The organism is Stenotrophomonas sp. DR822 (assembly GCF_019793815.1).
Taxonomy (GTDB): Bacteria; Pseudomonadota; Gammaproteobacteria; order Xanthomonadales; family Xanthomonadaceae; genus Stenotrophomonas; species Stenotrophomonas indicatrix.
On the sequence record NZ_CP081826.1, the window covers coordinates 3,939,747 to 3,954,247 of the forward strand.

Here is a 14,501-nt window from a genome sequence, read left to right on the forward strand (position 1 = left end):
ATGCGCGCTGTCGCTCCCACGCTTCGCTGCGCGAAACGTGGGCCCCACTTACCCGCTCCCAGACCCCCGCCGCTTCGCGGCCGCCCCCTGACTCAGGGGGCTTTGCCCCAGACGCAATTCGGTGATGGCAGTAGATCCACGCCATGCGTGGATGAGACCTGTCAGAAATCGAGACTCAAATTCGGATCCGACCCCGTGCCGACCAACGGTCGGCACCCACCAACAGCAGCGGAAATCTGTCGAAGGCGGGGTGGGTCCGGTGGCGGGAGTGTCCGCGGCATGGATGCCGCGGCCAAGCCCCCATGGACGGGTTTACGGCGTCTCCCGCCACCGGACCCACCCCGCCATCCCTCAGGAAAACCGCTTCTGCGTCTGCTTCGGCTGTTGCTGTTGCTTGCAGCAGGTGCAGGGCTGCTAGCCCTGCCGAACAACTCTAACTCTCGCAGTTGGCGAACAGGTCGCGATCGCGCTCGTACAGCGAGGTCTTCACCTGCATCAGCCCCAGCACCGACGGGAACAGGTTGTCGTGGTCGGTGTAGCTGGCCGAGCGCTTGCGCACGCACTGCAGGTCCAGTCCACGGCTGCTGGCGAAGCCCGGCGAGAACCACATCGTCATCGGCACCCGGGTCTGCTCGGCCGGTGCGATCGCGTACGGCACACCGTGCAGGTACAGGCCCTTTTCGCCCAGCGATTCACCGTGGTCGGACAGGTAGATCATCGCCGTGTCGTAGTCCTGCAGGCCCTGCAGCGTGCCGATGGTCTTGCTCAGGAAATGATCGGTGTACAGCACGGCGTTGTCGTAACTGTTGGTGATCTCTTCGCGCGAGCAGCGACCAATGTCCTGGGTGTCACAGGTCGGGGTGAAGCGGCGGAAGGCGGGCGGGTAGCGCTCGAAATAGGCCGGGCCATGGTTGCCCAGCTGGTGCAGCACCACCACCCGATCACCCGGGCGCGCACGCACCTGCGTCGCCAGGTCCTGCAGCAGGATCTCGTCCATGCAACGGCCATCGGCACACAGCCCCGGCGTGGTCGCGTCCGACAGCGACTGGAAGTCCAGGCCCTCGCATACGCCCTTGCAGCCGGACTGGTTGTCGCGCCACAGCGGCGCGATGCCCGCGCGGTTCAGTACATGCAGCAACGACTGGTGCGCACGGATCTTCTTCTCGTCGTACTCGTGGCGTCCCCAAGGCGAGAACAGGCAGGGCAGCGAAACCTCGGTGCTGGTACCGCAGGAGTGCATGTCCGGGAAATTGACCACCGCCGCCTGGGCCAGCTCCGGCGTGGTATTTCGGCCACCATTCAGGCCCCAGTTCTGCGCACGCACCGTTTCGCCCATCACGATCACCAGCAGGCGTGGCTTGCTGGTCGCTGCGCGCGGGGTCGCCTTGGCATCGGTACCGATCGGCAGCTTCGGCGCGCGCTGCACCGGGTTGTCGCCGCGCAGCGCACGTGGCAGCCCCAGCAGCACATTGGCCGGCGTGGCCAGGTAGCGCACTTCGCGCTGGTTGCGCATCAGCGCCGACACATCCTGGAAGGACACCAGCGCGCCGCCGAGTGCGGTGGCCGCAGCGACCAGCAGGAAGCCGATGCGCCATAGCAGGCTGCGGCCCCAGCTGCGGCGGCGCAGGTCAACGCGCCACAGCACCACCATCGGCAACACAGCCAGCAGCAGGACCGGCCACAGCAGCGACACCGTCATCAGCTCGCGGCTTTCCTTGGGGTCGGTAGCCAGCACGTTGCGCAGCATGTCCGCATCCAGATAGATGTGGTAACGGCTCATGTAGTGCGCGGCAAACGCGGTGACCAGCAGCAGCACGCTGACCACCACCTTGGCATTCCAGCGCCACACCAGGATGCCCAGCAGCACACCGTGCGCGCCCAGCAGCAGCAACAGCAGCGAGAGTGCATAGCGCAGGCTGCCCGGATGGCTGGCCATGGCGCTGTGCCAGAACAGGCCATTGCCGGCCACAGCGAAGAACAGGCTGGTCAGCACGATCAGTGCTTCGGTGGACAGCTGCGGCCGCCATGCGCGGATGCTGGCCAGCGTGGGTAGACGGAAGGAGCGTTGGACCGATGCGTTCATGCAATCGCCTCCTGGCGGGTCGAGCGATCCAACTGGTGGCGGACCATCAGGTACAGGCCCAGCGACAGCAGCCAACATATCAAGGCGGTGGCAACGTCATGCGAAAGGAAGTGGGCGCCGCGCAGCTGCTGGCCGATGCCGAACACCAGGCCGCTGCCGAGGCCGATCCACAGCCCGGCCCAACGCCAGGCCGGGCGCCACAGCAGCGCGAAGAAGTACAGGCACATCCACGCGTATCCCGCACTTGCGTGGCCGGCGGGGAAACAGGCGCGGGCGGCCATGCCGGCCGGGCGGCTGCTGAAAAGGCCGACGAACGGGTCGTGTCCGCCATAGCGCAGCAGATCCCATGGGCAGTCCATCGGCACCAGCGACTTCAGCAGCGAGATCAGCCCGGTGCCGAGTGCCACGGCCACCACCACGTACAACAGCGCCCACCGCAGCTCGCGATCACGGCCGCGGCGCCAGTGGTGGAAGCACAGCAGCATCGCCACCAATGCTGCAGCGGTGCTCAGCCACTTGCCGGCCTTGTGCACCACCGAACGCGTCAGCCACGCATCCTGCAGCGCCCAGCGCCCGCCTTCCAGCCGGAACAGGTGGTCGGCCAGCCACTGGTCGCCCCCCAGGCCCATCAACACGGTGAACACCGCAACGCCGATAGCAGAGGGCAGCCAAAGATGGGTAACGGCAAAACGCGACGCGAGCAGCGAGGGCGCAAAGGAGACTGCCGGGACAAGAGGGCGAGCGGGCATGCAGGGAAGGGGCCGTTACGGGAATCCGCAGCCATGCTCGTCACTGGCATGTCGGAGAAGGGTCGTACACGCGTTCGCGCCGGGTTAATCCGTGCCCGGCGCGAATCATCATTCAGTCTTCTTCGTCGTTGGCGCCTGCACGCTCGGCATGGCAGGCCGCATTCCAGGCGGTGCCCGGAAGCAATTGCCAACGATTGCGATTGGCAACACCGATCTCGATGACCTGGGTCGGATCGACACAGGGGCTCATCGCCTTGTCCAGCACCAGCAACCAGCGCTTGTCCGGCGCCTCGGCCAACCAGGGACCGGCGTCGTGCCACTGCTCTGCCCACGGCCGCTTGAAGCCGAACTCGCGCACCGGCCGGTCGGCCTGCAGCAGGTTCTGTTCGCGCCAGGCCACCAGCGCCAGCTCCGCATCGGGACCGATCCGCGTGCCCACCCGGCGCATTACCGCCGACGCCGAGGCGTAGGGGTCCAGCGCCGGTATCAGCACCAGTCCGTACAGCATCCACAGCAGGCCGTGGGTGAGCAGCACCAACGTGGCCGCGCGTCGTATCCGCAGCCACACCGCCAGCGTCGCCACGGCGATGGCGAAGGTCAGCAGGCCATCGCCGAATACGGGCAGCAGGGTGTCGGGCATCGCCCGCCGTGCCAGCTGCGCCTGCGCCCAGGGGCTGTCGGTCAGCATCATCACGCCAAGCACGCCGGTGGCCAGCATCAGCAGCAGGCTGTAGCCGAACAGGTAGCGGCGCACGCACAGGCGACGCAGCAGGCCGGGCAGCAGCGGCGCCACCGCCAGTGCCATCGCCGGCAGCATCGGCAGCACGTATACCTCGCGCTTGCCGGGGCTGGCAGTGAAGAACAGCAGGACCAGCGCGGCCCAGCCCAGCAGCAGCCACTGCCGCTGGTCGCCGCGACGCAGCCGGCGCCACCACGGCGTGACCATCAGCGGCAGCAGCAGCGCACCTGGCAGCCACAGCGTGGCGATCACCTGCAGGTAGTACCAGGCCGGCTGGCGATGGTGCCAGGCGTTGGCATAGCGGGTGCCGGTCTGCTTGAACAGCAGCTCGTGCGCGTACGACTGCAGCGATGCGCTGGGTTCGTGCAGCAGCGCCCAGCCCAGCGGCGCCAGCCATACCGCCGTGCCCAGCAGGAAGGCCGGAATCAGCCACAGCAGGCTGGCGGGGTGGGGGCCGTCCACCCGCTGGCCGCGACGGCGCTGGTACAGCCGCCAGCCCAGCCAGGGCAGCACCATCAGCAAGGGCAGGAAGCCCACCCCCTTGGTCACCGTGCCGACGCCGGCGGCAAACCCCGCCAGCCACAGGGCCGGCAGGTTGCGACGCTCGCAGAGATGGCGCAGCAGCCCCCACAGGGCCAGCGTGGTCATGCCCACCAGCACCATGTCGATCTGCGCGCGCTTGGCCATCAGCCCGAACTGCAGGGTGCAGAACAGTGCGCCAAGTGCATACAGCGAATGCCGTGGCGACCATAGCCGGCGTGCCAGGTCGGACACCAGCCACAAGCTGAGCAGCGCAGCCAGCAGCGACGGCAGCAGGAACGACCACTGCCAGCTGCCGACCACCTGGTGGGCGGCGGCCTGCAGCCACATGAACACCGGCGGCTTCTCGGCGTACAGTTCGCTGCCCCGGTGCGGCAGCAGCCACTCGCCGCTCTCCACCATGGCACGTGCGGCCAGCACGAAGCGTGGTTCGTCCGGTGGCTGCGGCTGGCGCATGCCAAGCCCGGCCGCCAGCGCCATCACGATCAGCAGCCACAGCAGGGGAAGGTGCCAGCGACGGGGCAGGGCTACGGGCACGGCAGGCTCCAGGAGCAAAACGGCCATTCTGATGAGAGGGGCGTGGGAAAGCCGTCGGAGCCGCCGTGAAGGCGACCGCATTCCGACATCCACGGCGCTACCATGGTGGCACTTCCCGTGGATGTTTCGTGCATGCGCCTGTTGGTGATCGAGGACAACCGCCAGCTGGTGGCCAACCTGTTCGACTATTTCGAGTCGCGCGGGCATGTGCTCGACGTTGCCCCGGACGGCATCACCGGCCTGCACCTGGCCGGCAGCCACCCGTATGACGCGGTGATCCTGGACTGGATGCTGCCACGCATGGAAGGCCCGGAGGTGCTGCGCCGGCTGCGCGCCGAGCACGCCTCGGAAGTGCCGGTGATCATGCTGACCGCACGCGACGAACTGCCGGACAAGATCGCCGGTTTCCGGGCCGGTGCAGATGACTACCTGACCAAGCCGTTCGCACTGCCCGAGCTGGAAGTGCGCCTGGAGGCGCTGCTGCTGCGCGCGCAGGGCCGCAATCCACGCAAGCGCCTGCAGGTGGGCGACCTGGTGCTGGACCTGGCCAGCCTGGAGGCGCAGCGCGCCGGCCAGGTACTGCACCTGTACCCGGCCTGCCGCAAGCTGCTGGAAGTGCTGATGCGCGCCAGCCCGGGCGCGGTCACCCGGCAGCAGCTGGAATTTGCCCTGTGGGGTGACGAACCACCGGACGGCGACCTGCTGCGCTCGCATGTGTACGAACTGCGCCGCAGCGTGGACGGCCCCTTTGCCGACAAGCTGATCCACACCCTGCCGCGGGTGGGCTACCGGTTGGCGTCCACCGCAGGCGCGGACGCACGGAACGATGACGATGGCGCGTAAGCCCGGGCCGCTCTACCGCCGGGTGGTGTGGTGGCTGCTGGGCTACCTGGCGCTGATTTCGCTGGCGGTGTTCAGCGTCGGCAACTACGTGCACGAACACGCCGAGCACGCGGCGTGGCGCGCGCTGCTCAATTCCGAACTGGACAGCATCGTCGAGCACACCGAGCACGAGCCGCACTATCGCTGGCAGGACTCGGACACGCTGAGCCTGTTCCGCTTCAACCAGGCCAACTTGCCCGCCAGCCTGCGCACCCTGCATCCGGGGTTGCATGACGGGGTGATGATCGGCGAGCGCGAGACGGCGGTGATGGTGCGCGATACCGGCTCGATGGGGCGGGTTGCGTTGGCCCTGGACATCTCCGATTTCCACGATCTGGAACAATTCGCAACGCGCTGGGTGATGCTGGCCGGCATCATCATGATCTTCGTCACCGTGTTGATGGCCTCCTTCGGCATGGAGCGCATGGTGCGCCCGTTGAGCCTGCTGGCCCAGCACATCGGTGCACTGCGGCCAGGCGTGCAGGGCCAGCGCATTGACGTCGATCCGCGTGGCAGTTCCGAGCTGCACACCATCGCCGATGCGCTGAACGATTACCTTGATCGCAACGAGCAGTTCGTCGAGCGCGAACGGGTGTTCATCAGTACCGCAAGCCATGAACTGCGCACGCCGATCGCCGTGATGACCGGTGCCGCCGAACTGGCGCTGGAGCAGCCCGGCCTGCCTGAGCGCGCACGACAGCAGATGCAGCGCGTGCTGCGTACCGCGCAGGGCGTTGAGCAGCTGATCGAGCTGCTGCTGGTGCTGGCGCGTGATCCCGCTCGCCTGGCTGCCCGTGCCGAGCGCATCGCGCTGGACCAGCTGCTGCCGGAGATCGTCGACGACCATCGCCACCTGCTGGGCGACAAGGACCTGAGCATCGGCATCCAGGCCGCGCCGGTCGACATCGTCGCGCCGCTGGCGGTGGTGCAGGCAGCGATCGGCAACCTGCTGCGCAATGCCATCGAGAACAGCGGCCGCGGTCATATCGAGCTGCGCCTGACCTCGGCAGCGGTGTTGACCCTGCAGGATCCCGGCCATGGCATGAGCCCGGAGGAGATCGCAGCGATCCACGCGCGGATGGCCCGCGGTGGGCGCGGCGACCGCGGCGGCATCGGCCTGGAGCTGATTGCGCGGCTGTGCGAGCACCTGGGCTGGACCCTGCAGCTGCAGCCCTGCCAGCCGCGCGGTACCCTGGCCTCGCTCGACTTTGGTACATCGCGGCCAGGCTGACCTGTCCCTCGACCAAGGTCGACGCCTACCAGGCAATGGCCGCGTGCGTTCTGGTAGGCGCCAACCCTGGTTGGCACGCTGGCCGTGTCACCGCCCCGTTGGCCGCGCCACGTGCTGGTCGATCAGGATCACGTTGCCATCGGGATCGGTCAGCTGCAGATAGGCCGGACCTTCGCCATCGGGATCGGCACGCGCCGTGAGCGCGATGCCCTTGGCGTCCAGCTCGGCCTGCACCTCACGCACGTCCTGGAAGGACGCCAGTTCCTGCTTGTGCTGGTCCCAGCCGGGATTGAAGGTGAGCAGGTTGCCTTCGAACATGCCCTGGAACAGGCCGACCACGATGCCATTGTTGCGCAGTACCAGCCAGTTCTGCGCCGCATCACCACCGGTCACCGAGAACCCCAGCGCTTCGTAGAACGCACGTGAGGTGGCCAGGTCCTTCACCGCCAGGCTGACTGAAAAAGCGCCGAGTTGCATGGGGCAGGCTCCAGTAGGGAATGCAGCGATTCTCGGCAGGCCCACGCGCTGCCGCAAGCAGCGCAGCATGACCCTGCGTGAAGACTATGTTAATTTCGACCCGCGCCGCTTATGCGGCGCTTTTCTTTTCCGCTCTTTCGATCGACAGAGGATCCCATGCCGACCGAACCCGCTACTGCCCTGATCAGCAACGACATCGTTGGCCTTGGTCTGATCGCCGCCACCCTTGCCCTGATCTTCTGGGCCGCCAGTGGCCCGACGCCCCTGCTGAAGAAGATCTTCGCCTGGGTGCCTGCACTGCTGCTGTGCTATTTCATCCCCGCCATCTACAACACCGCCGGTGTCATCGATGGCCACAACACCTCGCTCTACAACCCGGTCGCCCGCGATGTGCTGTTGCCGGCGGCCCTGGTCCTGCTGACCCTGTCGATCGACCTGAAGGGCATCGCCAAGCTGGGGCCGAAGCTGCTGCTGGTGTTCTGCGCCGGCACCGCCGGCATCATGCTCGGCGCAATCGTCTCCTTCCAGGTGATGAAGCTGATCCATCCGGAAACCGTGGCTGGCGACACCTGGGCCGGGATGGCCGCGTTGGCCGGCAGCTGGATCGGCGGTGGCGCCAACATGGTCGCCATGCGCGAAGTGTTCGGTACCGATGCCACCACCTTCGGCCAGTTCGCGGTGGTCGACGTGGCCTGCGCCAGCCTGTGGATGGCGATCCTGTTGTTCATGGCCAACCGCGCCCAGCAGATCGATGCACGCAACGGTGCCGACACCCGCGCCATCGATGAGATGAAGGCGCGCATCAGCGCTTACGAGGCACAGAACGCGCGCATCCCCAGCATGACCGACCTGATGGTGATCGTCGGCGTGGCACTGGGCGGCGTCGGCCTGGCCCATGCCATCGCCGCACCGCTGTCGGGCTGGTTCAAGGCCAATGTCAGCTGGGCCAGCCAGTTCAGCCTCGACAGCCAGTTTGTGTGGGTGATCCTGCTGTCCACCGCGATGGGCCTGACGCTCAGCTTCACCCGTGCACGCCGGCTGGAAGCGGCAGGCGCTTCGCGCCTGGGCACCGTGTTCCTGTATTTCCTGATCGCCTGCATCGGCATGCAGATGAACCTGTTGTCGCTGCTGGATCGTCCCTGGCTGTTCCTGCTGGGGGCCATCTGGATGGCCACCCACGTGCTTGTGCTGTGGATCGTGGCCAAGCTGGTGCGTGCGCCTTTGTTCTTCTTCGCGATTGGTTCGCAGGGCAACATCGGCGCCGCCGCCTCGGCACCGGTGGTGGCGGCAGCATTCCATCCGACGCTGGCGCCGGTGGGCGTGCTGCTCGGTACGGTCGGTTATGCCACCGGTACCGGCCTGGCGTATGTGACCGGGCTGATCCTGAAGTGGATGGCCAACGGCTGAGCCCCCTCGCGGCCAGCGACGGAAATCAGGAACGGGCAGCGCCGAGCCCACGCTCGGCTGCTTTTCGCCGCACACTGCCGGAACTGTGCGGCACATACCGGAACGTATGGCGCGTGCGTCGTAGCGTGGGAAGCTCCTGCCGGGGTTGCCGGCGACGTTCGATGGGGCCGTCGATGACGAAGCAATGGAGGTTTCGGGTTTCCGCACTGGTGCTGTTGCTGGCCAGCACGGGGGCCTTCGCGCAGGGACAGGTGAGGGCCGGCGGCGCCGATGTGCAGGTGCTGACCGATGCCGGTGCGCGCGAGGTGGCGGCACTGATCGCCCAGCCAGGGTTCGCCGATGCAGTGCGCAGCTCGCTGCATGCGGCGCCCGAGCAGGGCGTGCCGGTGCAATCGTTGATGGGCCGTTTCGATCCGCAGGCGCAGACGCTGGCCAGTGCATCGCTGGCTGCCGGCGATCGCCAGCTGCGCCAGCGCAAGGGGCTCCCGGCACAGGGGCAGGGGCTGCTGCAGCTGCGTGCGTACGTGCCCGAGGGTCACTCGCTGGCGGCCATCAATGTGCATCCGCTGTGGGTGGCCAGTCTGCCGCGTGGCAATGATCGCGACTGGACCACGATCACCGCCTACGATGCGCAGGGCCGCGCGCATGTACTGGATGCGAAACGGGCCCCGGACTTTCCGGTGCTGATCGTCGACGTCGACACGCGGCGTGCCGTACAGGAGGGCATGGCCCTGGTCAATGCGGGGCTGAAGGCCCGCGGCCTGCAATCGCCCGAACGCATCCAGCTGTCGGCTGACGGTACGCAGGCGTCGCTGGATATCACCCGCCTGGACCGCATCCGCCTGGCCGACGACCAGGAGCCGTGGGCGCTGGGGGCAGCCGAGGTGTTCGCTGTTGTTTCCGGTCTGCAGGTGGGCGCCACCGCACCGGAGATGGTCACCGTCGACATGCCGTACCTGGACTACGACGGTACCGACTACACCCCGCAGCAACCGCTGATCATCTGGGGCAACTATCGCTTCAACGCCGCCAACGTGCAGCTGTTCGAAGATGATGGCGATACCAACTACCAGGAACTGCTGGTGGCGCTGAGCAACGGCGTCAAAGCCGCGCTGGGCGCCTTCGCCCCTGAGTATGCCGTCATCGCCGACATCGCAGGCGCGATCCTCAAGGCCATGCCCACGTCGTGGTTTGCCAATGACATCGACTATCTCGACAGCTACTACCTGCTGCAGCGCGGCCAGGCTTACCAGGACCGCATGGGCGCGGCCAACAACGCCAAGGTCACCCTGACCCCGATCACCCTCACGGAGTAGTCCCGCCGGGCGGGGCCCGCAACTGCCGGCATCCACGAACAGACACGGGCCTGATCCGCTCTCCAGAGAAAACGGATCAGGCCCCGGATGATTCGCACCGTCACCGGAAATCTGTCAAAGGCGGGGCGGTGTGGGCTTGCAGGACCGTTGGCGCCATGGATGGCGCCATCGAGCCCCCATGGACGGGTTTACGGCGTGTCCTGCAAGCCCACACCGCCCCGCCAAACCCACAGAACCCCAGAGCCGACGCTTCAGCAGTTGCGGTTGCAGTTGATGTTGCCGTTGCCTCTGCGGGCGCCGGGCTGCAAGCCCGGCACCCACCGGAAACCTCAACAGCAGCGACCACCGTTGCGCCCGCCATACCGCGCTTCCTGCCGCTCGCGGAAGAACGTCTTGTAGTCCATCGGCTCGCGGTCCGGATGCTTCTCCCGCACATGCCGCACATAGTTGTCGTAGTCGGGAATGCCGCAGCACAGCCGCGCCGTCTGCACCAGGCGTCGCCAGATCCGGCGATGCGCCTGGTACTGCCCCACCGGAACCAGTTGTGTACTCATTACAGGTCCACCATTTCATGCGGCTTCAGCGCCACGTAAGGGGTCTCGCGGTCGCTGCGCTGCGGATTGCGGCGCGCCGCCACGATCGTCTTGATCGAATACACCAGCACCGACGCCACCACCAGCAGGAACAGCGCGGTCAGACCGGTGTTGACGTAGGCATTGACCACGATCTGCTGCATCTGCGCGACCGACTTGGCCGGTGCGGTGATCGTGCCGCTGGCCAACGCGTCCTGGAACTTGTGTGCCTGTGCCAGGAAGCCCTGCGCCGGATTGCTGTCGAAGATCTTGATGAAACCGGCATAGGTGGTGCAGATCAGCAGCCACACCGCCGGCACCGCGGTGACCCACGCGTAGCGGTCACGCTTCATCTTGAACAGCACCACCGTGCCCAGCATCAGCGCGATGCCTGCCAGCATCTGGTTGGAGATGCCGAACAACGGCCACAACGTCTGGATACCGCCGAACGGATCGACCACGCCGGTGTACAGCAGGTAGCCCCACAGCGCCACGCAGCCGGCAGTGCCGATGATGTTGGCAGTCCACGACTCTGTCTTCTTCAGCGCCGGCACGAAATTGCCGAGCAGGTCCTGCAGCATGAAACGACCGGCGCGTGTACCCGCATCCACCGCGGTGAGGATGAACAGCGCTTCGAACAGGATGGCGAAGTGGTACCAGAACGCCATCATCGCGTCGCTGCTGCTGGGGATCGCTTCATGCAGGATCTGCGCGATGCCCACCGCCAGGGTGGGTGCACCGCCGGCACGATGCAGGATGGTCGGCTCACCGATCGCTGCTGCCGTGGCGGTCAGCTGTTCGGGGGTGATGGTGAAGCCCCAGGTGTTGGTGATGTAGTGCGCGGCCGAGGCGGCATCGGCACCGATCACCGCCGCCGGGCTGTTCATCGCGAAGTAGATGCCCGGATCGATGATCGAGGCCGCCACCAGCGCCATCACGGCCACGAACGATTCCATCAGCATGCCGCCGTAGCCGATGTAGCGCATGTGCGCTTCATTGGCCAACAGCTTGGGCGTAGTGCCCGAGGAAATCAGTGCATGGAAACCCGACACCGCGCCGCAGGCGATGGTGATGAACAGGAACGGGAACATGCCGCCCTTCCACACCGGGCCGTCGCCGCTGGCCGCGAACTGGGTCAGCGCGGGCATCTTCAGTTCCGGCATCACCACCAGGATGCCGATGGCCAGCGCGATGATCGTGCCGATCTTCAGGAAGGTCGACAGGTAGTCGCGCGGTGCCAGCAGCAGCCAGACCGGCAGCACCGAGGCGACGAAACCGTAGCCGATCAGCATCCAGGTGATCTGGGTGCCGGTGAAGGTGAACGCCGGGCCCCAGGTCGGGTCTGCCGCCACCTTGCCACCGAACCAGATCGCGGCGAGCAGCAGCACCAGGCCCACCACCGAGATCTCACCGATCCTGCCCGGCCGGATGTAACGCATGTACACGCCCATCAGGATCGCGATGGGCATCGTCGCGATCACCGTGAACATGCCCCACGGGCTTTCCGCCAGTGCCTTGACCACCACCATCGCCAGCACGGCCAGGATGATGATCATGATCAGGAAGGCACCGAACAACGCGATGGTGCCGGGCACCTGGCCCATCTCCTCGCGCACCAGGTCACCCAGTGAACGGCCGTTGCGGCGGCTGGACAGGAACAGGACCATGAAGTCCTGCACCGCACCGGCCAGCACCACGCCGACCACCAGCCACAGCAGGCCGGGCAGGTAGCCCATCTGCGCGGCCAGCACCGGTCCGACCAGTGGGCCGGCACCGGCGATGGCGGCGAAGTGGTGGCCGAACAGCACGTGCTTGTTGGTCGGTACGTAGTCCAGGCCATCGTTGTTGATCACCGCCGGGGTGGCCCGGGTCGGATCGAGCTGCATCACCTTGTCGGCGATGAACAGGCTGTAGAAGCGGTAGGCGACCAGGTACAGCGATACCGCCGCGACCACGATCCACAACGCGTTGATGTGCTCACCGCGCCGCAGCGCCACCGTGCCCAGGCAGAACGCGCCGAGCAGGGCGAGGGCCGCCCAGCCTATTTTGGAAAAACCTTTCATGAGGTGCTCTCTCCCGGAAAGACAGGCAAAGAGTCCCGCGTGCCCCTGGCAGGGTCAATGTGCACGGGACCATTGTGCGGTAGTACTTTGGTCGTACATGTGTGTGGCAGGTGGCGATGTTCCCTCGCAGCCGACAACGCAGGCGCTGCCGGCGTGCGGACATGACGTGCAACGAACATCAGGAATGGAACAATCGGTTGCGACGGCATCCATTGGCGTTGCGCGCTGCAGCGTCCATTTTTACCGGCATCCATCCAACAGGAGTCACCATGAGCCTTCCCGAGCCGGTCCGCGTCCTGCGTACCATCCGTGGCATGCCCACCTCCGACGGTGCCGGTGTTCGCCTGACCCGGGTCATCGGCGGCCCCTCGCTGCCCGACCTCGATCCGTTCCTGCTGCTCGACGAATTCGGTACCGATCGCGCCGAGGACTACATCGCCGGTTTCCCCGAGCATCCGCATCGTGGTTTCGAGACCGTCACCTACATGCTCGATGGCCGCATGCGGCATCGCGACAATCACGGCAACGAGGGCCTGCTGACCCCGGGCAGCGTGCAGTGGATGACGGCCGGCCGTGGCCTGGTGCATTCGGAGATGCCCGAGCAGGAAAGCGGGCAGATGCGCGGCTTCCAGCTGTGGGTGAACCTGCCGGCGCGCGACAAGATGACCGCGCCGAAATACCAGGAATTCGCTCCCGGGAAGATCCCGGTGGTGCAGCCGGCGGAAGGCGTGCAGGTCAAGGTGATCGCCGGCACGGTCGAGGGCACGGCGGGGCCGATCGCGCAGCCGGCGACCGATCCGCTGTATCTGGACATTGCACTGGAGGCCGATCGTGCCTGGACCTATTCCCTGCCCGAAGGCCACAACGCGTTCGTCTACGTATTCGAAGGCGGGTTGACGGTGGGCGAGCAGGATGCGGCGCGCGACGTGGCGCGGCAGGAACTGGCGGTGCTGGGCGGCGGCGAGCAGCTGCATCTGTCGGCAGGCAGCGACGGTGCGCGGTTGATCCTGGTGGCAGGTCGTCCGCTGCGTGAGCCGGTGATGCGGCATGGCCCGTTCGTGATGAACACCCGCGAGGAATTGATGCAGGCCTTCGTCGATTTCCAGGAAGGCAGGTTCTGAGGTCGCGCTGCGGGCCATGCCCACAGCGCATCGGTAGCGCCGGGCCATGCCCACAGTACATTGGTAGCGCCGGGCCATGCCCGGCGGATGTCCAGAAGAGCCGACACGGCCGAAAGCCGCCGGGCATGGCCCGGCGCTACCGATGCATCGGGTGGAAGTGCGGGAATGCTGCCAGGCAGTCATCCCCGCAGCGCCTCAGCGGCCGTCGGCCACGGCAGAGGGCGTCAGGTTCATGCCCTGCGCAAGCTGCTGCAGCGTGCCCAGTTCCTGGGGGCTGTCGGGATACAGCGCGATCTGCGCGTAGCGGCCCTTGTCCAGCTTGACCACGCTGATGCGGCGCTCGGCATAGCCCGGCGGCTGCTGGCCGCCCAGATCCGGCTGGTACCAGTACAACGATTCACCGGCAAAGCTGCCTTTTTCCTGGCGCAGCGAGCGGGTCAGCGGAATGCCCGGATCGCGCTGGCTGAGCATCAGGCTCAGTACCTCACGCCCGTCACTGGTGGCCGCGCGGCAGACCAGGAAGCCGGACTGTGCCTGCTGCTGCCATTGCAGGCCGCTGCTGGCGGGCAACGAAGGACAGTCGACCGGGGCCTGCGCGCAGGCAGACGACGCAACGAACAACAGGCTCGACAGAACAACAGGCGCGAACTTCATGCATCCCCCAAGGTGGCGTGTCGTTGGCACCGCCGGTGACACCGGCGGTCGAGGCATCCCATCCCCGGATGCCGTCCTGCCCGGCGAAAGCACGGGCGGATGACCAGACCTTAACGGAACGTGAGCGATC

At 66.6% G+C, this 14,501-nt stretch carries 12 protein-coding genes; 5 read left to right on the forward strand and 7 right to left on the reverse strand.

Annotation, left to right across the window (positions count from 1 at the left end):
* Positions 1 to 433: 433 nt before the first annotated feature.
* The 3 genes from K5K93_RS17820 to K5K93_RS17830 all read right to left on the reverse strand — a co-directional run bounded on the left by K5K93_RS17820 (position 434) and on the right by K5K93_RS17830 (position 4,648).
* A complete protein-coding gene (locus K5K93_RS17820) occupies positions 434 to 2,083 on the reverse strand; it encodes a phosphoethanolamine--lipid A transferase (protein ID WP_222388580.1) in 1,650 nt (549 codons plus the stop codon).
* The gene (locus tag K5K93_RS17825) at positions 2,080 to 2,832 is read right to left on the reverse strand and encodes a phosphatase PAP2 family protein (protein WP_222388581.1); all 753 of its coding nucleotides are present in this window, start codon (positions 2,830 to 2,832) and stop codon (positions 2,080 to 2,082) included. Before K5K93_RS17825 ends, K5K93_RS17820 begins: the two co-directional genes overlap by 4 nt.
* A gap of 112 nt (positions 2,833 to 2,944) precedes the next feature.
* Positions 2,945 to 4,648, reverse strand: coding sequence for a glycosyltransferase family 39 protein (locus K5K93_RS17830; protein WP_222388582.1), 1,704 nt, complete (start codon positions 4,646 to 4,648; stop codon positions 2,945 to 2,947).
* Between the two features lie 132 nt (positions 4,649 to 4,780).
* Here K5K93_RS17830 and K5K93_RS17835 point away from each other — a divergent pair, with 132 nt between their 5' ends.
* Positions 4,781 to 5,491, forward strand: coding sequence for a response regulator transcription factor (locus tag K5K93_RS17835; protein WP_093818626.1), 711 nt, complete (start codon positions 4,781 to 4,783; stop codon positions 5,489 to 5,491).
* A complete protein-coding gene (locus tag K5K93_RS17840) occupies positions 5,481 to 6,761 on the forward strand; it encodes a sensor histidine kinase (RefSeq protein WP_222388583.1) in 1,281 nt (426 codons plus the stop codon). The genes K5K93_RS17835 and K5K93_RS17840 overlap by 11 nt, the downstream gene beginning before the upstream one ends.
* Positions 6,762 to 6,848: 87 nt before the next feature.
* Here K5K93_RS17840 and K5K93_RS17845 read toward each other — a convergent pair whose 3' ends face one another.
* On the reverse strand, positions 6,849 to 7,238 hold the full coding sequence (locus tag K5K93_RS17845) for a VOC family protein (protein ID WP_025877085.1): 390 nt from the start codon (positions 7,236 to 7,238) through the stop codon (positions 6,849 to 6,851).
* A 156-nt stretch (positions 7,239 to 7,394) separates the two neighbouring features.
* On the opposite strand from K5K93_RS17845, the gene K5K93_RS17850 reads away from it, so the two are divergent.
* Together K5K93_RS17850 and K5K93_RS17855 are read left to right on the forward strand one after the other, a co-directional pair.
* Complete coding sequence (locus tag K5K93_RS17850; RefSeq protein ID WP_025877087.1) at positions 7,395 to 8,645, forward strand: DUF819 family protein; 1,251 nt, start codon at positions 7,395 to 7,397, stop codon at positions 8,643 to 8,645.
* Between the two features lie 173 nt (positions 8,646 to 8,818).
* Positions 8,819 to 9,961, forward strand: coding sequence for a DUF3103 family protein (locus tag K5K93_RS17855; protein ID WP_222388584.1), 1,143 nt, complete (start codon positions 8,819 to 8,821; stop codon positions 9,959 to 9,961).
* A gap of 329 nt (positions 9,962 to 10,290) precedes the next feature.
* Here the strand turns inward: K5K93_RS17855 and K5K93_RS17860 are convergent, their stop codons facing one another.
* The gene (locus tag K5K93_RS17860; protein WP_025877091.1) at positions 10,291 to 10,515 is read right to left on the reverse strand and encodes a CstA-like transporter-associated (seleno)protein; all 225 of its coding nucleotides are present in this window, start codon (positions 10,513 to 10,515) and stop codon (positions 10,291 to 10,293) included.
* Positions 10,515 to 12,596 carry a carbon starvation CstA family protein gene (locus K5K93_RS17865; RefSeq protein WP_093818622.1) on the reverse strand — a complete coding sequence of 694 codons (2,082 nt, stop codon included), beginning with the start codon at positions 12,594 to 12,596 and terminating at the stop codon, positions 10,515 to 10,517. Before K5K93_RS17865 ends, K5K93_RS17860 begins: the two co-directional genes overlap by 1 nt.
* Before the next feature lie 269 nt (positions 12,597 to 12,865).
* Here K5K93_RS17865 and K5K93_RS17870 point away from each other — a divergent pair, with 269 nt between their 5' ends.
* Positions 12,866 to 13,717 (forward strand): pirin family protein, encoded by an 852-nt coding sequence (locus K5K93_RS17870; RefSeq protein ID WP_025877095.1) that lies wholly within the window; start codon positions 12,866 to 12,868, stop codon positions 13,715 to 13,717.
* A gap of 195 nt (positions 13,718 to 13,912) precedes the next feature.
* On the opposite strand, the gene K5K93_RS17875 is transcribed toward K5K93_RS17870, so the two are convergent.
* Positions 13,913 to 14,371, reverse strand: coding sequence for a hypothetical protein (locus tag K5K93_RS17875; protein WP_093818619.1), 459 nt, complete (start codon positions 14,369 to 14,371; stop codon positions 13,913 to 13,915).
* Positions 14,372 to 14,501: the final 130 nt, after the last annotated feature.